The 22,321-nt window shown below is 64.8% G+C and carries 21 protein-coding genes and 1 tRNA gene; 12 read left to right on the forward strand and 10 right to left on the reverse strand.

Features of this window, described 5'->3' with window-relative positions; genetic code table 11:
• Nucleotides 1–133: 133 nt before the first annotated feature.
• Entirely contained in the window at nt 134–829 is a 696-nt protein-coding gene (locus K3181_RS11790; RefSeq protein WP_221603297.1) for an ATP-dependent Clp protease proteolytic subunit, read from the reverse strand.
• Nucleotides 830–1,093: 264 nt separating this feature from the next.
• On the opposite strand from K3181_RS11790, the gene K3181_RS11795 reads away from it, so the two are divergent.
• A complete protein-coding gene (locus K3181_RS11795; RefSeq protein ID WP_221603298.1) occupies nt 1,094–3,181 on the forward strand; it encodes a TonB-dependent receptor plug domain-containing protein in 2,088 nt (695 codons plus the stop codon).
• Between the two features lie 54 nt (nt 3,182–3,235).
• The gene (locus K3181_RS11800) at nt 3,236–4,600 is read left to right on the forward strand and encodes a cation:proton antiporter (RefSeq protein WP_247715086.1); all 1,365 of its coding nucleotides are present in this window, start codon (nt 3,236–3,238) and stop codon (nt 4,598–4,600) included.
• Between the two features lie 57 nt (nt 4,601–4,657).
• Here the strand turns inward: K3181_RS11800 and tig are convergent, their stop codons facing one another.
• Both tig and K3181_RS11810 read right to left on the reverse strand, forming a co-directional pair.
• Nucleotides 4,658–6,220, reverse strand: coding sequence for a trigger factor (gene tig, locus K3181_RS11805; protein WP_221603299.1), 1,563 nt, complete (start codon nt 6,218–6,220; stop codon nt 4,658–4,660).
• Between the two features lie 63 nt (nt 6,221–6,283).
• Nucleotides 6,284–6,368, reverse strand: a tRNA-Leu gene (locus tag K3181_RS11810).
• A 160-nt stretch (nt 6,369–6,528) separates the two neighbouring features.
• Between K3181_RS11810 and K3181_RS11815 the strand changes: the two genes are divergently transcribed.
• Both K3181_RS11815 and K3181_RS11820 read left to right on the forward strand, forming a co-directional pair.
• Nucleotides 6,529–6,708, forward strand: coding sequence for a hypothetical protein (locus K3181_RS11815; RefSeq protein ID WP_221603300.1), 180 nt, complete (start codon nt 6,529–6,531; stop codon nt 6,706–6,708).
• 39 nt (nt 6,709–6,747) lie between these two features.
• Complete coding sequence (locus tag K3181_RS11820) at nt 6,748–7,032, forward strand: DUF3297 family protein (RefSeq protein ID WP_221603301.1); 285 nt, start codon at nt 6,748–6,750, stop codon at nt 7,030–7,032.
• On the opposite strand, the gene K3181_RS11825 is transcribed toward K3181_RS11820, so the two are convergent.
• Complete coding sequence (locus K3181_RS11825) at nt 7,033–7,560, reverse strand: CHAP domain-containing protein (protein ID WP_247715087.1); 528 nt, start codon at nt 7,558–7,560, stop codon at nt 7,033–7,035.
• Between the two features lie 171 nt (nt 7,561–7,731).
• On the opposite strand from K3181_RS11825, the gene der reads away from it, so the two are divergent.
• The 4 genes from der to K3181_RS11845 all read left to right on the forward strand — a co-directional run bounded on the left by der (nt 7,732) and on the right by K3181_RS11845 (nt 11,796).
• Nucleotides 7,732–9,132, forward strand: a complete 1,401-nt coding sequence (gene der, locus K3181_RS11830; RefSeq protein WP_221603303.1) for a ribosome biogenesis GTPase Der — start codon at nt 7,732–7,734, stop codon at nt 9,130–9,132.
• 8 nt (nt 9,133–9,140) lie between these two features.
• Nucleotides 9,141–9,638 carry a DUF2721 domain-containing protein gene (locus tag K3181_RS11835; RefSeq protein WP_221603304.1) on the forward strand — a complete coding sequence of 166 codons (498 nt, stop codon included), beginning with the start codon at nt 9,141–9,143 and terminating at the stop codon, nt 9,636–9,638.
• A 106-nt stretch (nt 9,639–9,744) separates the two neighbouring features.
• Nucleotides 9,745–9,951, forward strand: coding sequence for a hypothetical protein (locus K3181_RS11840; protein WP_221603305.1), 207 nt, complete (start codon nt 9,745–9,747; stop codon nt 9,949–9,951).
• Between the two features lie 63 nt (nt 9,952–10,014).
• Entirely contained in the window at nt 10,015–11,796 is a 1,782-nt protein-coding gene (locus tag K3181_RS11845) for a tetratricopeptide repeat protein (protein WP_221603306.1), read from the forward strand.
• Between the two features lies 1 nt (nt 11,797).
• Here K3181_RS11845 and bfr read toward each other — a convergent pair whose 3' ends face one another.
• The 4 genes from bfr to K3181_RS11865 form a co-directional block, all read right to left on the reverse strand.
• Complete coding sequence (gene bfr, locus K3181_RS11850) at nt 11,798–12,289, reverse strand: bacterioferritin (protein ID WP_221603307.1); 492 nt, start codon at nt 12,287–12,289, stop codon at nt 11,798–11,800.
• A gap of 124 nt (nt 12,290–12,413) precedes the next feature.
• Nucleotides 12,414–12,602: a (2Fe-2S)-binding protein gene (locus K3181_RS11855; RefSeq protein WP_221603308.1), complete on the reverse strand. Its 189-nt coding sequence runs from the start codon at nt 12,600–12,602 to the stop codon at nt 12,414–12,416.
• A 70-nt stretch (nt 12,603–12,672) separates the two neighbouring features.
• Nucleotides 12,673–13,965 carry a DUF418 domain-containing protein gene (locus K3181_RS11860; RefSeq protein WP_247715088.1) on the reverse strand — a complete coding sequence of 431 codons (1,293 nt, stop codon included), beginning with the start codon at nt 13,963–13,965 and terminating at the stop codon, nt 12,673–12,675.
• 45 nt (nt 13,966–14,010) lie between these two features.
• Nucleotides 14,011–15,105 (reverse strand): SPOR domain-containing protein, encoded by a 1,095-nt coding sequence (locus K3181_RS11865; protein WP_221603309.1) that lies wholly within the window; start codon nt 15,103–15,105, stop codon nt 14,011–14,013.
• 255 nt (nt 15,106–15,360) lie between these two features.
• Here K3181_RS11865 and K3181_RS11870 point away from each other — a divergent pair, with 255 nt between their 5' ends.
• From K3181_RS11870 to K3181_RS11880, 3 genes are read left to right on the forward strand one after another with little or no spacing between them, the layout of a single operon-like run.
• Nucleotides 15,361–16,077: a ParA family protein gene (locus tag K3181_RS11870; RefSeq protein ID WP_221603310.1), complete on the forward strand. Its 717-nt coding sequence runs from the start codon at nt 15,361–15,363 to the stop codon at nt 16,075–16,077.
• A gap of 24 nt (nt 16,078–16,101) precedes the next feature.
• The gene (locus tag K3181_RS11875; protein ID WP_221603311.1) at nt 16,102–16,620 is read left to right on the forward strand and encodes a hypothetical protein; all 519 of its coding nucleotides are present in this window, start codon (nt 16,102–16,104) and stop codon (nt 16,618–16,620) included.
• A gap of 38 nt (nt 16,621–16,658) precedes the next feature.
• Entirely contained in the window at nt 16,659–18,005 is a 1,347-nt protein-coding gene (locus K3181_RS11880; RefSeq protein ID WP_221603312.1) for an SPOR domain-containing protein, read from the forward strand.
• A gap of 74 nt (nt 18,006–18,079) precedes the next feature.
• On the opposite strand, the gene K3181_RS11885 is transcribed toward K3181_RS11880, so the two are convergent.
• Both K3181_RS11885 and K3181_RS11890 read right to left on the reverse strand, forming a co-directional pair.
• Entirely contained in the window at nt 18,080–19,309 is a 1,230-nt protein-coding gene (locus K3181_RS11885; RefSeq protein WP_221603313.1) for a dihydroorotase, read from the reverse strand.
• On the reverse strand, nt 19,306–20,331 hold the full coding sequence (locus K3181_RS11890; RefSeq protein ID WP_221603314.1) for an aspartate carbamoyltransferase catalytic subunit: 1,026 nt from the start codon (nt 20,329–20,331) through the stop codon (nt 19,306–19,308). Before K3181_RS11890 ends, K3181_RS11885 begins: the two co-directional genes overlap by 4 nt.
• A gap of 104 nt (nt 20,332–20,435) precedes the next feature.
• Here K3181_RS11890 and sppA point away from each other — a divergent pair, with 104 nt between their 5' ends.
• Nucleotides 20,436–22,316, forward strand: coding sequence for a signal peptide peptidase SppA (sppA, locus tag K3181_RS11895; protein WP_221603315.1), 1,881 nt, complete (start codon nt 20,436–20,438; stop codon nt 22,314–22,316).
• The last annotated feature ends 5 nt before the right edge of the window (nt 22,317–22,321 follow it).

Raw genomic sequence — 22,321 nt, forward strand, 5'->3', positions numbered from 1 at the left:
GGATATGGGTCAATATCATAGGTAGCGCATACCCCTTGCCACAAGCTGAAGCGGCAAGGTTGCCCAATTCCTACGACAAATTTGTAACAGTCCCGCGAGGGTACAGGTCCCGCGCGCGAACTCGAGAGCCGGATCAGTCGGGCGCGCCGCCCGACCCATCGGCCTCGCCGCCTTCCGATTCGGGGCGGGTTTCGAAAACCTTGTCGACGATGCCGAACTTCATCGCCTCGTCGGCCTCGAGGAAAGTGTCGCGGTCCATCGCCTTCTCGATCTCGTCGAGGCTCTGGCCGGTATACTTCACATAGAGATCGTTCATGCGCTTCTTGATACGCAGGATCTCGCGTGCCTGGATCTCGATGTCGCTAGCCATGCCGCGGGCACCGCCCGAGGGCTGGTGAACCATGATCCGCGCATTGGGCAATGCGATACGCATGCCCGGTTCGCCCGCTGCAAGCAGGAACGAGCCCATCGATGCGGCCTGGCCCATGCACACGGTCGACACGCGCGGCTTAATATATTGCATCGTGTCATGGATCGCCATGCCGGCCGTCACCACGCCCCCGGGCGAATTGATGTACATGCTGATCGGCTTGGAGGGATTCTCGCTTTCGAGAAACAGCAGCTGTGCGGTAATCAGCGACGCCATGCCGTCTTCGACCTGCCCGGTCACGAAGACGATGCGTTCGCGCAGCAGGCGGCTGAAGATGTCAAAGCTGCGTTCGCCGCGGCTGGTCTGCTCCACGACCACGGGCACAAGCGCACCAGTTGCGGGGTCGCGGGTGAACTGGCCTTGGGCACCGTGGGCATCGCTGCCGAACAGGTCGATCATGAAGAATCCTCTTGTCGGGTCAATCGGGCGCCTATGTCGCCATGACACCCGCGATGTTCAAGGGCCTTAACCCTCGAAAGCAGCGGATATGTCGCTCGTCGACAGGATCGGCGCGGATTTGCCCTCCATCGGTTGCCCCATGCCGCCGGTCCCAACACGAAAACCGTTGGTCGGACGGCGAGCGCTCCCGGTCGAGGCGTAATTGGCGCTTTCGGCTACAAGCGTAAACGACCCCCAGAAAGACCATCGGGGGAGCCCAGTTTCATGACCTTACGTTCGCTCACATTGGCCGCATCCACCCTTGCGTTGGCTGCCGCCGCGAGCGCACCTGCCCTTGCCCAGGACACGGGGGAAGCCGCACCTGCCGTGCCCGCCGCGACCGCGGGTGCGCAGGTATTCGAGCCCCCCTTCTTCGCCCAGTTTGCCCCGCGCAACGCACTCGACATGGTCGACCGCATTCCCGGCTTTTCGATCAGCGGCGGCAACAACCAGGGCCAACGCGGGCTCGGCCAGGCAACGCAGAACGTGATCGTCAACGGCGAGCGCTTTTCGAGCAAGTCCGAAAGCGTTCGCGACCAGCTTCGCCGCATTCCCGCATCCGACGTCGTCAGGATCGAGATCCTCGACGGCAATGCGACAAACATTCCCGGCCTCACCGGCCAAGTCGCCAATGTGGTCTACGAGACCAGCGGCGCATCGGGGCAGTTCCGCTGGGTCACCGGCTTCCGCCCGCACAATACCGAAGCGCAGCTTTATGGCGGCGAAATCTCGGTGACCGGAAGCAGCGGCAAGCTCGACTACACGGTCTCGCTGTCGAACGACAATGATCGCTTCGGCGCCGACGGCCCCGTCGTCATCACCGATGGCGACGGGACCCTGATCGAGGAACAGTATTCGAAGTTCTCGGGCAAGTTCGACAATCCCAAGCTGTCGACCACCTTCGCCTACGATTTCGGCGGGAACGTGCTCGCCAATCTCAACCTCAGCTATGGCGAGGACTTCTTCTGGCGCAACGAACCGGAAATCGCGACACCCGCTGCCGGTCCAGTCCGCACCCGCGATTTGCGCACGCACGAGGACGGCCCGGAATACGAGATCGGCGGCGATCTGCAGTTCCCCCTCGGCCCCGGAACGATGAAGCTGATCGGCCTCGAACGCTACGAGCGCGACAATTTCTCCGCCATGCTGGTGGACAGCTTCTCCGACGGCAGCACCTCGACCGGCTACCGCTTCGAACAGACCAATGGCGCGGGCGAACGCATCGGCCGTTTCGAATATGGCTGGAAGCTGTGGAATGCCGATTGGCAGCTGTCGGGCGAAGCGGCCTTCAACAGGCTGGATCGTCGATCGAAACTGTTCGAACTCGCGCCCAACGGCGAATTCCAGCAGCTTGCCTTCCCGCAGGGCAATGGCGGCGTGACCGAGGACCGCTACGAAACCAGCCTCAGCTTCTCCCGCGCACTCTCGAAAACGCTCTCGATCCAGGTGATCGGGGCGATCGAGTTCTCCAAGATCGAGCAGACCGGTTCGGCCGCCAATTCGCGCAGCTTCAAGCGGCCCAAGGGATCCTTCGCCGCGACCTGGAAGCCGTCCGACGATTTCGACATCTCGCTGACGCTGGCCAAGCGCGTCAGCCAACTATCGTTCGGCGACTTCCTCGCCTCGGTTTCGCTCAACGACGACAACGAAAATGGCGGCAACAACGAACTGGTCCCCTACCAGAGCTGGAACGTCGAGCTCGAAGCGAACAAGAAACTCGGCCCTTGGGGCTCGATCAAGCTCCAGGCGCGCCAGGCGTGGTTCCAGGATTTCATCGACTGGTTCCCGCTCGCCAACGGAGGCGAGGCGCGAGGTAATATCGGCGACGCCAAGCGACTTCACCTGCAGGCCAATGCAACGATCAATCTCGACCCGATTGGCTTCAAGGGCGCGCGGATCGACGCGGAGGTGGTCAAGCGCTTCATGAGCGTCAACGACCCCTTCACCGGGCTCGACCGACCGTTTTCCTATGATCAGGAAGGCAGCTTCGACATCGACTTCCGTCACGACATCCCGTCGAGCGACTGGGCCTGGGGTGCAAGTCTCAGCCACTTCGACCAGGCACCCTATTCGCGCCGCTACGAAGAGGGACGTGAATGGGAGGGTCCAGTGTTTGGCTCGCTATTCATCGAACACAAGGATGTACTCGGCCTCACGGTACAGGCGCGTGCGGGCAACCTGCTGGGTGCACGCAATTACTGGCGGCGCACGGTCTATGACGGCTCTCGCCCCGATGGCGACATCCTGTTCCACGAATATCAGGACCGCCGGATCGGGCCCATCTTCCGCCTGACTGTCAGCGGAGATTTCTAGCCTCAGAGGACCTCTCCCGAACCCGGCGCGTTATGTTGGGCAAGGGAGAGGTCCTTGGAAATCGATCCGCGTATTCTGATGTTCGTGGTGTTCGGCGCGGGACTGACCCTCGCCGTCACGATAGAACGCTGGCTGGCACGCATCTGGCTTTCGCTGCCGATCGTCTATGTCGCAGCAGGATTCGCCATTTGGTCGCTTCCGCTGGGGCTCCCGCATTTCAATCCGACGGTCGACGGTTTTGATGCGATGACGCTCGAATATGCGACCGAATTCATCGTCATTGCGTCTCTGATGGCGGCAGGCATTGCCATCGACCGGCCGGTCAGCTGGACCAACTGGCGGCAGATCTGGCCTCTCCTGATAATCGCGATGCCGCTGACCATCCTGGCCATGGCCTTGCTCGGTTGGTGGGCGCTGGGGCTGGCGCCAGCAAGCGCCCTCCTACTCGGCGCCGTGCTGGCGCCCACCGATCCCGTACTCGCGCGCAGCGTCCAAGTCGGACCGCCGGGAGAGGATCAGCGCCATGATGTCCGCTTCAGCTTGACCGCGGAAGCCGGCCTCAACGACGGGCTGGCCTTCCCCTTCACACACCTCGCGATAGCGGCTGTCGGAATGACGGCCTTGGGTAGCTGGGCCTGGGAATGGGCAGCTATGGATCTGGCATGGCGGATCGTTGCTGGTTGCGCCCTCGGCTGGGTGGTGGGGCGCATCGGTGCCTGGTACGTGTTCGAGCGAGAGGCCGACGCGCCGATGTCGGACATCGACGAAGCCAGCGAAAGCTCGGCCAACCCAGTCTATTCGACCAGCGAAGGCCTGATCGTCCTCGGCACCCTGCTACTAGCCTACGGATTGGCAGAACTGTTCCAGGGATACGGATTTCTCGCCGTGTTCGTGGGCGCGGTCACCGCCCGACAGCGCGAAAATCGGAGCCGCTACCATAAGATAAGTCACCATTTCATCGACCAGATCGAGCAGATTGTCCTGGTCGCGGTGCTGTTCGGCTTCGGCGCGATGCTGGCCAGCGGCGTGCTGGGAGCGCTGACCTGGCCCGCGGTGCTGGTCGGGCTCGCGCTGATCCTCATCGTTCGCCCCGCCTCGGGGATGATAGCGGAAATGAACAGTGGCTTGCCCGCGATCGGAAAGCTCGCGGTCGCATTTCTGGGCGTGCGTGGGATGGGTTCGATCTACTATCTCGCCTACGGCCAGAACCACGGAGCCTCTGGACAGATCGACGTGCTGTGGGCAACGGTGAGCTTCACGATACTCGGCTCGATCGTCGTGCATGGCATCGTCGCCGGTCCATTCATCCGGCATGTCGAGCACCCCAGGGCCCACATCCATCGGGGTCAGGACCCGAACATGGAATCGCTCTCGCCCGACTGGCCCCGCCGGGGACCCCACTCAAGGGCGCAAGGCTGACACGACGAAGGGCGGCGAACCGAGATTCGCCGCCCTTCGCATGGTCAGCGTTGCCGATTACTTCTTCGACGCGGCTTTCTTGGCCGGAGCCTTCTTGGCAGCGGGTTTCTTCGCAGCAGGCTTGTCGTCGGCCTTGGCGGTAGCCGCCTTCTTCGCGGGAGCCTTCTTGGCCGGGGCCTTTTTGGCGGCCGGCTTTTCGTCGGCGTCCTTGGCTGCTGCCTTCTTGGCCGGAGCTTTCTTGGCGGCAGCCTTCTTCGCGGGAGCCTTCTTCTTCGGCTTTTCCTCGGTCGTATCGTCGGCTTCGATCGCGGCTTCGAGCTCTTCGCGCGTCACTTCGCGGTCGGTGATATCGGCCTTGTCGAAGAGGAAATCGACGACCTTGTCTTCATAGAGCGGGGCGCGCAGCTGGGCGGCGGCCATCGGCTCCGAACGGACGTACTGGACGAAACGCTCGCGGTCTTCTGCGCGATACTGCTGGGCCGCCTGCTGGATGAGCATGTTCATCTCGTTGGCATTGACCTCGACGCCGTTCTTCTGGCCGATTTCCGAGAGCAGCAGGCCCAGACGGACGCGACGTTCGGCGATCTTGCGGTAGTCGTCCTTCTCGTCTTCCATTTCCTTGAGCATGGCTTCGGCATCGTCCGACTGCGCGGCTTCCTGCTGCAGCTGGGCCCAGATCTGCTGGAATTCCGCATCGACCATGCCTTCGGGCACGGCGAAGTCGTGGCCGGCGGCCAGCGTGTCGAGCAGCTGGCGCTTCATCTGGGTCCGGGTGAGGCCGGCGGTTTCCTGCTCGAGCTGGCCGCGCAGGAGTTCCTTGAGCTTGTCGAGGTTTTCGAGGCCGAGGTCCTTGGCGAATTCGTCGTCGACCTTGGTCTCGGTCGGCACCTTCACTTGCTGGACCTTGATCGCGAACTGCGCTTCCTTGCCCTTGAGGTTTTCGGCCGGATAATCCTCGGGGAAGGTCACGGTGATGGTCTTCTCATCGCCGGTCTTCACGCCCGCGAGCTGTTCCTCGAAGCCGGGGATGAACTGGCCCGAACCGATCACCAGCGGGGTGTTCTCCGCCTTGCCGCCCTCGAACTCGACCCCGTCGATGCTGCCGACGAAGTCGATGATCAGCTGGTCGCCATCACCCGCCTTCTTGGTCTTGGCAGCGTCCTTGTAGCTCTTGTTGTTGGAAGCGATCCGTTCGACCGCTTCCATCACCTGCTCGTCGGTCACCGGAACCGTCAGGCGTTCGAGCTCGAGGCCTTCGACTTCGGGCGCCTCGATTTCGGGCAGCACTTCGACTTCGACGCTGAGCGAGGCGTCCTTGCCTTCCTCATAGCCGTCACCGAGCTCGACCTTGGGCTGCATCGCCGGACGCAGCTTGTTGTCGGCCATCACCTTGTCGACCGATTCGCGGATCATGTCGTTGACCGTCTGGGCGTGAAGCTGTTCGCCGTGCATCTTGCGCACGAGATTCGCCGGCACCTTGCCCGGGCGGAAGCCGGGCATCTTCACCTGCGGGGCGATCTTCTTCACTTCGCTGTTGACGCGCTCGTCGATTTCCTTGGCCGGAATGGTGACGGAATAGGCGCGCTTGAGGCCCTCGTTGGCGGTCTCTTTGATCTGCATGGGTTGAAACTCGTGACTTTCCAAATGCGATATGTGCGATGAGGCTTCGCGCGGCGGCGGCACTGGTGCGGGCGAAGGGACTCGAACCCCCACATCTTTCGATACTGGTACCTAAAACCAGCGCGTCTACCAGTTCCGCCACGCCCGCTAACCCGAACGAAGCTGCGCGAGGAGCGCCCAAGACTTGCCCAGGCCCTTCGCGTGTAGGCGCGTGCCTCTAGTAGAGAGCGAGAGATTGCGCAAGCGTGGCGAAGTGCGGGAACCCGCATAGGCTTCCCAAGCGTTCCAGATCGGAAAGGAACCAACCCATGGCAACCCCACCAGAGCCCCAACCCGACACGATCGAACCCGGTTCGCCGGACGAAATACCTTCGGCCCCGCCGCCCGATGAAGCACCGATGGAAGACCCTCCCGGCTTCGAACCGCCGCAGCCCGATTTCGACGAGCCCGACCGCGGACCGGCCGAAACGCCGCCACCGGCGGATTGATCTTGCCCGCGAGGGCGTGCCGCATTATCGGCGCGCCCCATGAGCGAAGAAACCAAGAGCCAGACTCCGCCCGACCACCTGTCGGTCAATCCTGAAAGCAAGCATTTCGACGTCGAGGTGCTGAAGCGCGGCGTGGGCATCCGGTTCAAGGGCAAGCAGCGCACAGATATCGAGGAATATTCGATTTCCGAAGGATGGGTGCGCGTCCAGGCGGGCAAGACCGTCGACCGTCACGGCAAGCCGCTGACGCTCAAGCTCAACGGCCCGGTCGAAGCCTGGTTCGAGGATCTCGGCGACAACCCGCCGGTTGCCAAGGCCGACTGATTATCTTGCGAATTCGGCGAAGGCGCTGAGAAACCGCCGCGAGGTTTCCTTGCGCGCCGGAGCCATCGCGACCTGGGGGCGCGGCTGCGCCCGACGGTCGGCATAGATGAAGCCGGAAACCGGCCATACGGTCGTGCCGACCTTGCCCAGCGGAGCGTACCAGACGCGCACCGCGCTCCAGTCGTTGGCCTGCGAGACGTCGATCGCCAGCGCGCCCTTCTCGATCTGTCCCCGGCGCCCGTCGATCGGCGACCAGTTGGCATGGTCGAGCAGGACGCGCCGCGAATCGAGAATGCGGCTCACGGTGGCGACGTGGCCGAGCGGCATGTTCTGGGTCTGGCGGAAGGCCATGACCGCGCCCACCAGGGGCGTCCGGCCCGTCGCATAGCGCCCCTGCGCCTGCTCCCACCAGGTATAGGCATCGCCATAGAGCTGAATCCCCGACACCTCTCGCGCGTAGGGCACGCACTGGAGATAGGCGTCCAGCTCGGCGCCGTTGGCGCCGAAGGTGTCGAAATCGTCCGCCATCACCGGAGAGGCGCAGGCGAGTAGAGCGAAAACGGCAAGATTCTTCCTCATTCCGGCAGGATTATGCCGCCCGATCTTGCCGCTACCCTTCGCATTAAGGTTAACGTGAATTAACCAGATAAAGTGCGATGCTTGCAATGCAGCGCGCAAAGCGCCACTTGCCGCGCCATCATGTTACCCTCCTCTTCCAAGCCCACGGTGATCATCATCGGCCGGCCAAATGTCGGCAAGTCGACGCTGTTCAACCGGCTCGTCGGCAAGCGTCTCGCGCTGGTCGACGACCAGCCCGGCGTTACGCGCGACCGCCGCTTCGGCGATGCGACGATAGCGGGGCTCGACTTCCAGGTGGTCGACACCGCCGGGTGGGAGGACGAGGATGCCGAGAGTCTTCCCGGACGGATGCGTAAGCAGACCGAGGTTAGCCTCGAAGGCGCCGATGCGGCGATGTTCGTGTTCGATTCGCGCGTCGGCCTGACCCCGCTCGACGAGGAAATCGCCCGCTGGCTGCGCGAGCAGGAAGTGCCCGTGGTGCTGGTCGCTAACAAGGCAGAAGGCAGCCAGGGCGACGCTGGCATCTTCGAAAGCTTCGAGCTCGGCTTCGGCGAACCCGCTGCGATCAGCGCCGAACACGGCGAAGGGATTGCCGATCTGTTCGACCATCTCTGGCCGATCATCGGGGCCAAGGCCGAAGCCGCCGACATCGAGGCGGAGATCGACGAGGAAGACGAGGAAGCCCTGCTCGCAGGCCCGCTCAAGCTGGCCATCGTGGGCCGCCCCAATGCCGGCAAGTCCACGCTCATCAATCGCCTGCTGGGCGAAGACCGCCTGCTGACCGGGCCTGAGGCCGGGATCACTCGCGATTCGATCGCCGTCGATTGGGAATGGCGCGATCCGCGTGATGGCGAGATGCGCGACATCCGCCTGATCGACACCGCCGGCATGCGCAAGAAGGCGCAGGTTACCGACAAGCTCGAACGCCTTTCGGTAGCCGATGCCCGGCGTGCGGTTGATTTCGCCGAGGTTGTCGTGCTGCTGCTCGACGCCACCCGCGGGCTCGAATCGCAGGACCTCAAGATCGCCAACATGGTGCTCGAGGAAGGTCGCGCGCTGATGATCGCGATCAACAAATGGGACGTAGCCGAAGGCGCGAGCGCGCTGTTCAACGGGATTCGCGAGGCGCTCAACGAAGGACTCGCGCAGGTCCGCGGCCTGCCGCTGTTCGCGGTCAGCGCGAAGACCGGCAAGGGGCTCGACCAGATGCTCTGCGCAGCCTTCGAGCTTCGCGCCGCATGGAGCCGCCGCGTCCCCACCGCCGCGCTCAACCGCTGGTTCGACGATGCGCTCGAAGCCAATCCGCCACCCGCGCCCAAGGGCAAGCGCATCAAGCTGCGCTATATCACCCAGGCCAGCGTCCGGCCGCCGCGGTTCGTCGTCTTCGGGACGCGGCTCGACATGCTGCCCAAGAGCTACGAGCGCTATCTCGTCAATGGCATTCGCGACAAGCTGGGCTTCGAGGCGGTGCCCGTGCGCGTCGTGCTCAAGGCGCCCAAGAACCCCTACCAGAAGGACTGAGCCGGGTGATGCTCGACATCCTTGCGGGCACGGGCGCGATCGACCTGATCGAGCGAACCAGTTCGAGCATGCGCGTGCAGCAGGTCGTGCAGCTCAGCCTGGCACCGGCCTTCCTGCTGGCCGGGATCGGGGCGGTCATGAACGTCATGACCAACCGGCTGATCTGGGTCGCCAACAAGATCGAGCGTATTCTCGAGGCCGGCGAGGAAGGCGACATCGAGGCCATGCGGGCCGAACTGCCCGCACTCGAGCAGCGCCGGATCTATGCCCAGCGTGCCGTCATGTTCAGCACCGCATCGGCTCTGGCCATCAGCGTGGTCATCGTGTTGCTGTTTTTCAGCGCCTTCGTCGAGGCCGCGCTCGGCACGCTTGTAGCGATCACCTGGGTGATCTGCATGGGGCTGCTGGTGGCCGGGCTGAGTTCCTTCCTGATGGAAACGCGCACAGCCGCCCGCCGCAACCGCGAGCGTATGCGCGAGCGCAGGGCTTCAGCGGACCAAATCTGAACGTTACGCGACCAACGGAAGGCTATTCCGCGTCGAACCGTGCCGATGCTTCGCCGCTGGTTCATCTTGCTGTGCGATATTCGTCTCCGAGGCCAAGGAGGCCAGCATGAGCAGATTGCGCATCGCAATTCACGGTTCGACAAGTCGCGAAGAAGAAATCGTCGCCTTGGAGGCGCTGGATATCGCCACGGCCCTGACGATTGCCGACATCAATCTCGGCAGCGGCGGGGCGGAAATCTGGGAAGGCGATCACCGCCTCGCGCGCCTCGCCAAGCTCGGCGGCGAACACGCGACCTTCTGGCGCGTCGGCTGAGCGCCCTTTGGGGCGACTCCATGGCCCGTGTTATCTCCCTTCTCGCAAGGGGGGAGATGTCAGATGGCTCGAACACTCATCTATGCCGCGCTGGTTGCGGGCGGATCTGCGCTAGTCGGACCCATGTCCGGTGAAGCCAAGGCCGGACTTTCGCAGGCGACGCTCGATGCGCTCGATCCCACGCGTCCGGGACGGCTTGCCTGTAGGGGCTTCTTCGATTCTGCGGCCGCGCTCGACCGGCGGTTGGCGATGGCGCAGGATTATGCAACCAAGCTCGGCGCGACCGGTGGCTCGATCCGCCTGTTCGAGCATATCGGAACCAACCAGCTTCCGGCGACGGGGCTGTCGCCGGAAGCTCGGAAGTATTTCGATCAGGGTGTCGCGCTCGTCTTTGGTTTCAACCACAAGGCAGCGATACGCAGTTTCGCGCAGGCCGCGCGCCTCGACCCGAATTGCGCGATGTGCTGGTGGGGGATTGCACTCGCCAACGGCCCCAACATCAATGCCGGAATGGATGACGCAGCCAATCGCGCCGCGCTCGAAGCACTCGAGCAGGCCGATGATCTCGGAGCCGAACTCACGTCCCTCGAACGCGAGCTGATTGCCGCGCAGAAGTTGCGCTACTCCGCTGCCGGGAAAGAGCGTGTCGAACTCGACGCGCAATATGCCGACGCCATGATGTCCCTCGCGAAGGCCAACCCGGTCAATGACGACCTGCAGATCCTCGCATCCGAAGCGGCGATGAACACGCGGCCCTGGGACTACTGGACGCAGGACAAGCAGGCCCAGCCGCGCATCGCCGAAGCGGTTTCGCTGATCGAGACCGTCATCGCACGCAACCCGCTGCATCCACAGGCGTCGCACCTCTATATCCACCTGATGGAAAACGGCCCCGATCCGAAGCGTGCCGAATCGGCGGCAGACGAACTGGCGCGGAGCGGGCCCGCCTCGCTCGGCCATCTCGTCCACATGCCGGCGCACATCTACTATCGTATCGGGCGCTACGCGGATTCGATGGAGGCGAACATCGCTGCCGCGCGGGCGGATGAGCGATATCTCGCGATTGCTGGCGACGACGGGCTGTATCGATACGGGTACTATCCGCACAACGTCCACTTCCTGCTCACCTCGGCGCAGATGGTAGGCAACCTCAATGCCGTGGCGAGCGAGACCGAACGGTTGAGATCGATCATCGATGAGGAAGTCGCGAAGCAGCTCCCCTGGGTGCAGGCCATCCATGCGGCTCCCGCCTTCGCTCTGGCACAGTACGGTTCGCCCGAGGCGATTCTCGCTTTGACAGGGAAGTCCACCGAGCTCGCCTATGTCGAGGCAATGCGACACTATGCCCGTGCCGTGGCGCAGGCGCTGGCAGGCAACGAAGCGGCGTTCGGCACCGAGATTGCGGCGCTTGAGGCGGCGGCATCGTCATCCGAACTTGCAGCCATGGGCGAACAGGGATTTCCGGCGCCCGATCTCGTCACTCTCGCGAGCCATGTGGCGCGGGGTCGCCACGCGCTGGCCACGGGAGACCCTGCCGCCGCACTGGTGCATTTCGAGAAGGCCGAAGCGATCGAGGCGACCATTCCCTACAACGAACCGCCCTATTGGTACTATCCGGTCGCGCAGTCGCGCGGCGCGGCACTTTATGCATTGGGACGCCACGGCGAGGCGAGCGCCGCTTTCCGCAAGGCCCTGTTCCAGGCGCCCAACAATGGCTGGGCGCTATATGGTCTCTCGAAGTCGGAAGCCGGGGCCGGTCGCCGTCTCGAGGCCAGAGCTGCGAAGGCGAAGCTCGACGAGGTGTGGCAGGGAGACAGCTCGTGGTTGAGAATGACGCGGCTATAGATCAGCCGTCCTCGCCCTCGCCCGCCGGCCTGCTGTTGAGCTGGACATAGTTTTCCAGACCCATGCGTGCGATCATGTCGAACTGGGTTTCGAGGAAGTCGACATGCTCTTCCTCGCTTTCGAGGATGCGCTCGAAGATCTCGCGGCTGGTGTAATCGCGCACGCTTTCGCAATGCGCAATGGCATCCTTGAGCAGCGGAATCGCTTCCATTTCGACCGCCAGATCGGCCTTGAGGATTTCCTCGACCGTTTCGCCGACCTTCAGCCTGTGGATCGCCTGAAAGTTGGGCAGGCCGTTGAGGAACAGGATGCGCTCCGCAAGCATGTCGGCGTGCTTCATCTCGTCGATCGATTCGTGCCGCTCGTAATCTGCGAGCTTGGTCACACCCCAATCGGCGAGCACGCGATAGTGGAGCCAGTACTGGTTGATCGCGGTCAGTTCGTTGGTGAGCGCCTTGTTGAGGAACTCGATGACCTTGGAATCGCCTTGCATGGCCTGGTCTCCTTGCTGCGGGGCTGGCGCAGCCTATGCGCTTTCGGGCCGCCGCTTGGCAAGGGTCGGAGAGCAAAAAATGGCAGAAATCCGCCAGTTGCGAGCGATTGTCGTTAGCGACTCGTCAGGCCGCGGCGGGCACCATGCCGAACTCGCGCTCTTCCTGGAGGATCGCATCGGCCTCGTCGAGGCAGGTGCCGCAGCAGGCCGGCTTGCCGAGTGCAGCGTAGCACGCTTCCGCATCGCCCGAGACGTGACGCGCGGCGTGGCGCAACTCGCTTTCCCGGATCGCATTGCAGATACAGACGTACACTCGACAACTCCTGCGACTGATTCGCAAGAGCATATCTAGTGAGAACCGTTCTCATTAGCAAGCTCAGTCTTCATCGGCGCAGGGGAAAGGGCCGGCGATAGGTCAGACAGCGCCACAGCCATTCGAGCGGGCCGAAGCGAAAGCGGTCGAGCCAAGGCTTCGACCACAGCAACATGAGTGCGCAGGTGGCCAGCGCCACGAGATAGAGCTCGGTCCGCCCGAGCCTGCCGAACAAGCCGCCCGCCCAGCCATGGAACAGCAGCAGCATCAGCACCGAAGTGCCGAGATAGTTGGTAAAGGCTGCCCGACCCGCCGCCGCAATCCGCGCAACCAGCGAGCCGCGCGCGTGCTGCCCCCACGCTGAGAGCAGGGTGACGAGACCGAGGATCGCCAGCCCCCTCGGCAGCATCGACCAGCCCACCACTGCGGCGAGCGTGCCGTAATAGGTCAGCCCACTCGCCTTGGCCCACAGTGCCACGGGTGCGGTGAGCGCCGTCCCAGCCAGAAACAGCGTCCATCCCCAGAACCGCTGTCGGCGCGGATCGAGGCGACCGTCGAACAAGCCGTAGCGATAGGCGGCCATGCCGATCAGCATCAGTGGCAGCGTCTCGAACCAGGACATCAGCAGATTGAAGACCAAATCGCCGCCATGTGCGGCGAGATTGTGTGCGACCCATTCGTGATAGTCGCCGCCCGCTATCAGCTCGGTCTCGAAGCGGCCGTCTGCGAGATTGGCCTGCTTGTCGGCTTCGAGATCCGTGGCCATCTGCGAGTAGGCGGGGCGCTGTCCGAGATCGCCATCGGCGACCAAGGGCAGGAACCCCACGAAACCCGCATAGAGTAGCGCTCCGCCGATATAGCCGAGCACCCCCAGCACCAATTGGTGGAGCCGTGGCAGACCCACAAACAACAGTGCCGCGGTTCCTGCGCAGGCGTAGAGGAACAGGATGTCGCCGCGCCATACGAAGAAGAAATGCACCAGGCCGAAGAGCCCCAGCCAAAGCAGGCGCTGAACCTGCAGCCAGATCCCCTGCCCGCGCGCCCAGGCCTTTTCGAGAAAGAGGTACATCCCCGCCCCGAACAGCAGCGTGAAGAGGCCACGCATCTTCCCGTCGACCAGCACGAGTTGCGCGACCCACATCCAGTCCTCGGCCACGCTATGCGGGACCGTAAAGGCAGCCGGGTACATATAGGCCGTCATCGGCTGGCCGAAGGCGATGATATTGGCGAACAGAATGCCCATGACGGCAAGCCCGCGGATGAGATCGAGGCTTGCGATGCGGCCATCACCCGCAATTGCGACCGGGGTGGCGCTCTGGCCCTCAGCTATTGCGCGGGCTGATCCGTCATCGTGGTCCTGCATGAGGCCGCATTAGCGCAGCTCGCGCTAGTGCCAAGCCAATTGGTCTCAGCGCGTGACGAGGCAATCCTGACCGCTGCGCTTGAGCGAGGTGCAGGCGGCGATGGCTGCGCCTTCGGTCGCGTAGCCGTCGGCCAGCAGTCGTGTCAGCTTGCCCGATTTGAGCAGCAGGCGGCTGTGCCCGGCCACTTCCGGCCGACCCGCGAGCCGGCTCCACAGCCGTTCGGCATTGCCAGGCACGCCGAAGGCACCAAGCTGGACCTTCCACGGGCCTCCCGCTGATGCAGTGCGGGTTGTCGCAGCGGGGCTCCGCGACGTAGCGGCGGGCGGGGGCGATGCAGTCGCAACTTCACGCGCAGGCGCTGGCGCCGGGGTTGCCTCGGCCTGCCGGGCAATCACCGTGGGGCGCTGTGCCGGCAAGGTATAGTCCGCCCCTGCCGCCTGCGATGCGGCCGAAGTGCCGGCGACCCTCGGGGTCCCGGACGGGCGGGCTGCGACGGATTGCGAAGCGGGCGCGGTGACCACCGGACCGGTCGGCGCATCGTTGCCGAGCCCGAGGTCGGCTGCCGCAAGCTGGCGGGAGCGAGCCGCATCGGCTTCGGCCTTGAGCGAGGCCGCAAGCGGCTGCGCCGCCTGCCGATCCTCGAGCGAGATGTATTCGTCCATCTGGGCCAGCGCGCCGCGCGCCTGCGGCAGGCCGGCGGAGTTGGCCAGCGTCAGCAGCGCATAGGCGCGTCGCCAGTCCTTGGCGACGAGGTCGCCGTTGAAATGGGCGATGCCGAGCAAATATTGCGCCCGCGGATCGCCCCGCGACGCAGCGGCGGAAATATAGGGCATTGCCTGCTCGCGCGCGCCGCGCTGGAACAGCAGCAGGCCGTAATTGTCGGCCGCCTTCACGTGACCCTGCGCCGAAGCCTTGGCGTAGAGCGCCTCCGCCTGCGCGAGATCGGTATCGACCCCGCGGCCGAGGCGATAGGCCTGAGCCATGTTGAACTGCGCGTCGGGATCACCTTCGGATGCCGGCCCGGCCCATTCGCGCACTGCAGTGGCGAAATCGCCATTGGTCCAGGCATCGACGCCCGCCTTCACATCGGCATGTGCCGGAACAGAGACCAAGGTCAGCGCGGCAATCGAACCCGCCATCAATCCCGCTTTCGCCCAAGCTCGCATCGCCAATCTTCCCATCCAGCATACCGGCGAACGGGCCGGTTCCGCGCCATCCTATAGTAAATCGCCCGTTAGCAAAGTGTTGCTGCCGATTTCGCCCTCTCTCCAAGTACCAAAACCGAACCGGCTTAACCCTAAATTAGGGGTAGTCTGCGATTGCCATGGCAAGACCGCGGTCGATGATCGCAGCTTTCTGAACTGGATACTGGCGCAAACCAGGGGGACCAAGTCTTGCGTGTACTGGCATTGGCATCGCAGAAGGGCGGATCGGGTAAGACCACGCTCTCGGGACATCTGGCGGTTCAGGCGCAACGCGCCGGCGCCGGTCCCGTCGTCCTGATCGATATCGATCCGCAGGGATCGCTAGCCGACTGGTGGAACGAACGAGCGGATGAATATCCTGCTTTCGCGCAGACCACCGTCGCCCGTCTTGCAACCGATCTGGCGATCCTGCGCCAGCAGGGATTCAAGCTGGCCGTCATCGACACGCCGCCGGCAATCACCATGGCCATTCAGTCGGTGATCTCGGTTGCCGAATTGATCGTCGTCCCGACCCGTCCCAGCCCGCACGATCTGCGCGCCGTGGGCGCCACGGTCGACCTGTGCGAGCGCGCCGGCAAGCCGCTGGTGTTCGTGGTCAATGCGGCGACGCCCAAGGCCAAGATCACCTCCGAAGCCGCCGTCGCCCTGTCGCAGCACGGCACGGTTGCTCCGATCACGCTTCACCACCGCACCGATTTCGCAGCCTCGATGATCGACGGCCGCACGGTGATGGAAGTCGATCCCGAAAGCCGCAGCGCCGCCGAAGTCACCGCACTGTGGAAGTACATCGCCGACCGCCTGGAAAAGAATTTCCGCCGGACGGTCTTCGCCGCGCCGCATTCGCAATCCGCGATTGCCGGCATTCATCGTCCTGTCGGCGGCTTCGGTCGCCGCGTGGCCCAGTAATCCCGGAAGGGCGGAGGCAGCCGGATGTCTGACGCCAATTTCGCCTCGCTCTCCTCCACCCTGCTCGCGCGCAAGGGCGGTGCCAAGCCGGCGATGCGTCCCCAATCGGGAATCATCGGACCGGTCGATGGTCGCGAAGCCGCGGCCAATCTCGAGGATCTGGGCTGGAATGACATGGGTGACGAGGAAACGACCCGGCGCAAGCCTGCCGCTGCCGCAGACAACCTCTTCGCCATGGTCCCGCATCCGACCGGCGAAGCGGAAGCGCCCAACCAGGTGCGCGAATCGCTCACCCGGATTCAGGCACAGCTAGAAAAGCCCGCCGAGCCTGCACCCGTTTCGCGCAAGCCCGCCAGCACGCAGGGCAAGCGCGCAGCCTTCACGCTGCGACTCGATCAGGAACGCCATCTCATGCTGCGTCTCGCCTGTACCGTTCGCGGACGCAGTGCTCAGCAGCTGGTGACCGACGCGCTCGACGCGCTGCTCGCCGAAATGCCCGAAATAGCAAGTCTCGCTGCACAGGTGCAGCAGGGCACAAAATGAAGTCTTACGAGGCACTTACGCCTTCGAAGGGGGTTAGAATGAGCACCGAGACGAAAGCCAGGACCAAGCGGTTCGTCCAGCTCGCGGTTACCACTGCGCTGGCTGGCACCGCGCTCACGGCGTGCACCGGCAAGGCCGCGCCAAGTCATGCCTATTCGGCCGAACATGCCGAAGCGGCCCTGATGAAGGGCAAGGCATCGAAGGCCGTCGAGCACGCCGAAGCGGCTGTGCTGGCGAGCCCGCGCGATGCCTATAGCCGCACACTGCTGGCCAATGCCTATCTCGAAGACGGCCGCTTCGCCTCGGCCGCGACGACCTTCTCCGAAGCTATGGAACTGGGCGATACCGCTCCGCGCACCGTCATTAGCCATGCGCTGGCACTGATTGCCATCGGAGACCACGTCGGCGCGCGCGAGACGCTCCAGCGCTTCGAGAGCTCGCTCGACCCGGCCGATTTCGGCCTGGCGATCTCGCTCGCCGGTCGGCCAGACCAGGGCGTACACGTCCTCAGCAATGCGCTGCGTGCCGGGCAGAACACGGCGAAGGTGCGCCAGAATCTCGCCTATGCCTATGCGCTGCAGGGCAATTGGCGCGCAGCTCGCGTGATGGCGGCGGAAGACGTGCCCGCCGGCGAAGTCGGCGACCGCATGGCCCAGTGGGCAGCATTGGTTCGCCCCGAAGCCTTCACCACGCGAGTCGCAAACCTCCTCGGCGTCACGCCGCAGGTCGATCCGGGCCAGCCGCAGATGCTCGCGCTGGCCAACCACCCGAGCGTCGACATGCTCGCGGCGCAAGATGCTGGCGGGTATGAAACCTATGACGCCGCTCCGGCGCGCGACTACGCCTTTGCCCAAGAACTGCCGGCTGTCGCCTCTGCGCCGGACTATGCTTCCTCTGGGCCGGATTACGACGACAGCGGCGATGCTGCGATGGCCGATGCCGGGCTTGCGCCGGCATTCGACCGGGTTCGCTTCGTTTCGAGCGAAGTCGTCCAGCCGACGCCGCCCAAGGCCCGCTCGGTCGCGCCGCGTGTCGCGGGAACCGCCACGCCCGCTTCGACGCCGGCCCCGGCCAGCTTTGCCAGTGGCGAGTACAACGTCCAGCTGGGTTCGTTCTTCTCCATGTCGGACGCGCACGAAGCCTGGAAGACGTTCCAGAAGCGCTATCCCGAACTGGGCGATGCGGAACGCGTGATCACCAAGGCCCGCGTCAACGGCAAGATCTACTACCGCGTCGCAGCAACGGGCTTTGCAAAATCGTCGGCACAGTCGATGTGTCGGTCGGTCAAGGGCAAGGGTGGCGGCTGTATCGCCCATGCCGCCAGCCGCCCGCTTCCCGGAGCTCTCGGAGTCGTGAATTCGGACGTTCGGGTCGCAGCGCGCTAGGAAATATCCGGCGCCGCCCAACGTACCATCGAGTGCCCCGTCCGGAGCGATCCGGGCGGGGCTTTCTCGTGTGCTTAGCGTTTGATCGCCACGCCGCCCTTGTAGAGCTGGGCGACCCGTCCCTGCGTCGGCTGGCCGTCGAACGGCGTGTTGCCGGCGGTGGCTTCCATCTTGGCGCTCTGGATGACCCAGGGACGGTCGGGATCAACGATCGCGACATCGGCCTCCTGTCCGGTTGCGAGAGCGCCGGCCGGGGCGCCCAGCAGCCGCGCCGGCGCGGTAGCGACGAGGTCGAAGGCGCGGGGAAGGTCGATCAGCTCGTCGCGCACCAGCGACAGCGTCATGGCCAGCAGCGTCTCCGCCCCGGCCATGCCCGGCTCGGCATCGGAGAACGGCAGGCGCTTGTCTTCCGGCCCACGCGGGTCGTGACCGCTTGCGACGACGTCGATCGTGCCATCGGCTAGCGCCTCGCGGACCGCCTGCCGATCATCCTCGCACCGCAGCGGCGGAGACAGCCGCGCGAAGGTCCGGAATTCGACCGTGGCGAGATCCGAAAGCATGAAATGCGCGGGTGTGACGCCGCAGGTGACCTGTACACCGCGTGCCTTGCCCGCGCGCACCAGGGCAAGACCGGCGCGCGTCGTCACCTGCCGGAAGTGGATCCGGGCGCCTGCCATTTCGGCCAGCGCAATATCGCGGGCAAGCGCGATCGCCTCGGCTTCGGGGGGCGCGCTCGGCAGGCCGCGACGCGTGGCGATCTCGCCCGCAGTGGCAACGGCACTGCCGACCAGCGCCGCATCCTCTGCATGGGCGATCACCACCATGTCGAGCATGGCGGCATATTGCAGCAGCCGCAGCATGACGCCCGCATCGGCGATCCACTGGCGGCCCGTGGCGACGCCCCGCGCCCCCGCCTCGCGCATCAGCGCCAGCTCGGCGATCTCGCGCCCTTCCAGACCGCGCGTCGCTGCCGCGAGCGGGTGGACCCAGAAATCAGGCTTTCCGCTCTTGGCGATGTAGGAAACCCGGCTCGGCAGATCGAGCGGAGGCGACTGATCGGGCATCAGCGCGGCGCGGGTGATCCCGCCGAAATGGAAGGCCGGCTTGTCGATCGCGAAAACGCCGAGATCAACCAGACCGGGCACCACGAGACGCCCCCCGGCATCGACGATCTCGTCGCCGTCCTGCGGATCGACGCCGACGCTGTCGATCAAGCCGTCGACCAGTCGCAAGGCGCCGTCGTGAATGCCATCGGGGGTTACCAACCGGCCAGCGACTATCGTCAGGGGCTGTTGCTGCTTCATGCCGCCTCTCCCCAGCCTGCGACACCGCGTGCGCGGCGGGTGAGCACATCGAGCGCAGCCATGCGGATCGCGACTCCCATTTCGACCTGCCGGGTGATGATCGACCGGTCGATCATGTCGGCGACCTCGCTGTCGATCTCGACTCCGCGGTTCATCGGCCCCGGGTGCATCACCAGCGCATCCTTGGCAGCCCTGTCGAGACGCTCTTTCGTGAGACCGTAGAGATGGTGGTATTCGCGCGCCGATGGGATGAACTGTCCGCTCATCCGCTCGGTCTGCAGCCGCAGCATCATCGCCACATCGGCGCCTTCGAGCGCAGCATCGAAATCGTGAAACACCTCCGCCCCCATGGCTTCGATCCCGACCGGCATGAGCGCGGGCGGAGCACACAGCCGCACCGATGCGCCGAGCGCCTGGAGACAAAGCAGGTTGGAGCGCGCCACCCGGCTATGCAGGATGTCGCCGCAGATCACGATTGTGAGCCCGGTGAAATCCTCCGCCGCAGCGCCGCGAGCGCGCAGCGCATGGCGCAGCGCAAGCGCATCGAGCAGGGCCTGTGTCGGATGTTCGTGCTGCCCGTCGCCCGCGTTGAGCACGGGGCAATCGACCTTGTCGGCGATCAACTGGGTCGCCCCGCTCGAACCGTGGCGGATGACGATCGCATCGGCGCGCATGGCATTGAGCGTTATCGCCGTGTCGATCAGCGTCTCGCCCTTCTTCACGCTCGATTGCGCGGCATGCATGTTGACCACGTCGGCGCCCAGCCGCTTGCCGGCGATCTCGAAGCTCAGCAGCGTACGCGTGGAGTTTTCGAAGAAGGCGTTGATGACGGTCAGGCCCGACAGCAGGTTCTCGTGCTTGGTCGCCTGCCGGTTGAGCGCGACCCACTGTTCCGCCTCGTCGAGCAGGAAGAGAATCTCGTGCCGTTCGAGCTGGCCGATACCGATCAGGTCGCGGTGCGGGAACGCGAGGCCGCCCGCCGGATAGCGGGCCGCGTGCGGCGGGTTTGGCGTCGATGTCATTGAGACCACGCCCTTAGTCGAGCAGCCTGTGCCGCTCAAGCGCTTTCCGGTGGCAAAGTCCCGCGTGCTTCCCTAACTCGGCATGCAGACAGGAGATTTGACGCATGAAATTCGCTGGCAAGGTCTGGCGCCTCTTGGTCGGCATCAAGGACGGGCTGGTGCTCGTCTTCATGCTGCTGTTCTTCTCGGCGCTGTTCGCGGTGCTGACCGCACGACCAAGCCCGGCCTCGGTGCGCGAAGGCGCATTGCTGATCGCGCTCGACGGCGCGGTGGTCGAGGAACGTACCGAGATCGATCCGATCGAGGCGCTGCTTTCGGGCGAGGCGCCGATGGGCGAATACCAGGCACGCGACCTGGTCCACGCCCTCGACGAGGCCGCCGGCGACAAGCGCATCTCCGCCGTCGTGCTCGATCTCGACCGCTTTCTCGGCGGCGGACAGGTCCATATGCAGGAGATCGGCGAGGCGCTCGACCGGGTGCGCGCAGCCGAGAAACCGGTGCTTGCCTATGCCACTGCCTATACCGACGATGCCATGCTCCTCGCCGCGCATGCGAGCGAAGTCTGGGTCAACCCACTGGGCGGTGCCATCGTCGTCGGCCCCGGCGGCGAGCGGCTCTATTACGCCGGGCTGCTCGACAAGCTGAAGGTCAATGCCCGGGTCTACAAGGTCGGCGAATACAAGAGCGCGGTCGAACCCTACAGCCGCAGCGACATGTCCGAGCCGGCACGCGAGAATGCGCGCGCGCTCTATGAAACGCTGTGGGAGGAATATCGCGCCAATCTGAAGAAGGCGCGCCCCGGCGCCGATATCGCCCGCATCACCACCCGGCCGGTCGAGTGGATCTCCGCGGCGAAGGGCGACCTCGCCACCGCGGCCTTGCAGGCGGGCTTGGTCGACAAACTCGGCAGCCGGACCGACTTTGACAAGCGCGTGGTCGAACTGGTCGGCGCAGACGACTGGGGCGATGGCCCCAATGCCTATCCGCACACCGATCTCGCGGTATGGGTCGAGGACAATCCCCTCCCCCGCAAGGGCAAGCCCATCGGCGTGATCACCGTGGCGGGCGAAATCGTCGACGGCGATGCCGGCCCCGGCGTTGCCGGCGGCGACCGGATCGCCGGCCTGCTCGACGATGCGCTCGAAGACGATCTCGCTGGCCTCGTGGTCCGCGTCGATTCGCCCGGTGGCTCGGTTCTCGCCAGCGAGGCGATCCGCGAAGCGATCCTGCGGCACAAGGCACGCGACATCCCGATCGCGGTCTCGATGGCCAATGTCGCGGCGAGCGGCGGCTATTGGGTCTCGACCCCGGCCGACCGGATCTTCGCCGAACCCGAGACGATCACCGGCTCGATCGGCATTTTCGCGGTCGTCCCGACCTTCGAGCAGACCGCGGCGATGGTCGGCGTCACCAGCGACGGGGTGCGCACCACGCCGCTGTCGGGCCAGCCCGACTTCATTGGCGGCTTCACCCCCGAAACCGATGCGATCATGCAGGCCTTCATCGAGAACGGCTACGAAGACTTCCTCACCCGCGTGGGCGAGGCGCGCGGCATGACGCGCGACCAGGTCGACGCCGTTGGCCAGGGACGTGTCTGGGACGGTGGAACGGCGCGACAACTGCGTCTTGTCGATGAGTACGGCGGCATGGAGGAAGCGCTGCAATGGACCGCAGCGCAGGCCGATCTCGGCGACGACTGGCACGTCCAGTATCTCGGCACCAAGCCCTCGACCTATGACACGCTGCTACGCCAGTGGCTGATCGGTGACGGCGAGGAACGGGGATCGGGCGGCGATGTCTTCGCGCGCTTCGCGCAGGGACAGACTGCGCTGGTGACGCAGATCTCGGTCGATGCGCAACGCCTGCTCGGGGCCAGAGGCGCGCAGGCTTATTGCCTCGCCTGCCCAACGACTGCGCCGACCAAGGCGCAGGTTTCCGCTCCCGAGGGATGGCTCGCGAGGGTGGTCGCCCTGCTGTTCGGCTAGGATGC

Source organism: Qipengyuania mesophila, from assembly GCF_019711655.1.
Taxonomy (GTDB): Bacteria; Pseudomonadota; Alphaproteobacteria; order Sphingomonadales; family Sphingomonadaceae; genus Qipengyuania; species Qipengyuania mesophila.

What these genes read in the sequence shown, in the direction of transcription:
- K3181_RS11790 (WP_221603297.1), bottom strand. Translation starts at nt 829, where the DNA reads ATGATCGACCTGTTCGGCAGCGATGCCCACGGTGCCCAAGGCCAGTTC.
- K3181_RS11795 (WP_221603298.1), top strand. Translation starts at nt 1,094, where the DNA reads ATGACCTTACGTTCGCTCACATTGGCCGCATCCACCCTTGCGTTGGCT.
- tig (WP_221603299.1), bottom strand. Translation starts at nt 6,220, where the DNA reads ATGCAGATCAAAGAGACCGCCAACGAGGGCCTCAAGCGCGCCTATTCC.
- K3181_RS11815 (WP_221603300.1), top strand. Translation starts at nt 6,529, where the DNA reads ATGGCAACCCCACCAGAGCCCCAACCCGACACGATCGAACCCGGTTCG.
- K3181_RS11820 (WP_221603301.1), top strand. Translation starts at nt 6,748, where the DNA reads ATGAGCGAAGAAACCAAGAGCCAGACTCCGCCCGACCACCTGTCGGTC.
- K3181_RS11825 (WP_247715087.1), bottom strand. Translation starts at nt 7,560, where the DNA reads ATGGCGGACGATTTCGACACCTTCGGCGCCAACGGCGCCGAGCTGGAC.
- der (WP_221603303.1), top strand. Translation starts at nt 7,732, where the DNA reads ATGTTACCCTCCTCTTCCAAGCCCACGGTGATCATCATCGGCCGGCCA.
- K3181_RS11835 (WP_221603304.1), top strand. Translation starts at nt 9,141, where the DNA reads ATGCTCGACATCCTTGCGGGCACGGGCGCGATCGACCTGATCGAGCGA.
- K3181_RS11840 (WP_221603305.1), top strand. Translation starts at nt 9,745, where the DNA reads ATGAGCAGATTGCGCATCGCAATTCACGGTTCGACAAGTCGCGAAGAA.
- K3181_RS11845 (WP_221603306.1), top strand. Translation starts at nt 10,015, where the DNA reads ATGGCTCGAACACTCATCTATGCCGCGCTGGTTGCGGGCGGATCTGCG.
- bfr (WP_221603307.1), bottom strand. Translation starts at nt 12,289, where the DNA reads ATGCAAGGCGATTCCAAGGTCATCGAGTTCCTCAACAAGGCGCTCACC.
- K3181_RS11860 (WP_247715088.1), bottom strand. Translation starts at nt 13,965, where the DNA reads ATGCAGGACCACGATGACGGATCAGCCCGCGCAATAGCTGAGGGCCAG.
- K3181_RS11865 (WP_221603309.1), bottom strand. Translation starts at nt 15,105, where the DNA reads ATGGCGGGTTCGATTGCCGCGCTGACCTTGGTCTCTGTTCCGGCACAT.
- K3181_RS11875 (WP_221603311.1), top strand. Translation starts at nt 16,102, where the DNA reads ATGTCTGACGCCAATTTCGCCTCGCTCTCCTCCACCCTGCTCGCGCGC.
- K3181_RS11880 (WP_221603312.1), top strand. Translation starts at nt 16,659, where the DNA reads ATGAGCACCGAGACGAAAGCCAGGACCAAGCGGTTCGTCCAGCTCGCG.
- K3181_RS11885 (WP_221603313.1), bottom strand. Translation starts at nt 19,309, where the DNA reads ATGAAGCAGCAACAGCCCCTGACGATAGTCGCTGGCCGGTTGGTAACC.
- K3181_RS11890 (WP_221603314.1), bottom strand. Translation starts at nt 20,331, where the DNA reads ATGACATCGACGCCAAACCCGCCGCACGCGGCCCGCTATCCGGCGGGC.
- sppA (WP_221603315.1), top strand. Translation starts at nt 20,436, where the DNA reads ATGAAATTCGCTGGCAAGGTCTGGCGCCTCTTGGTCGGCATCAAGGAC.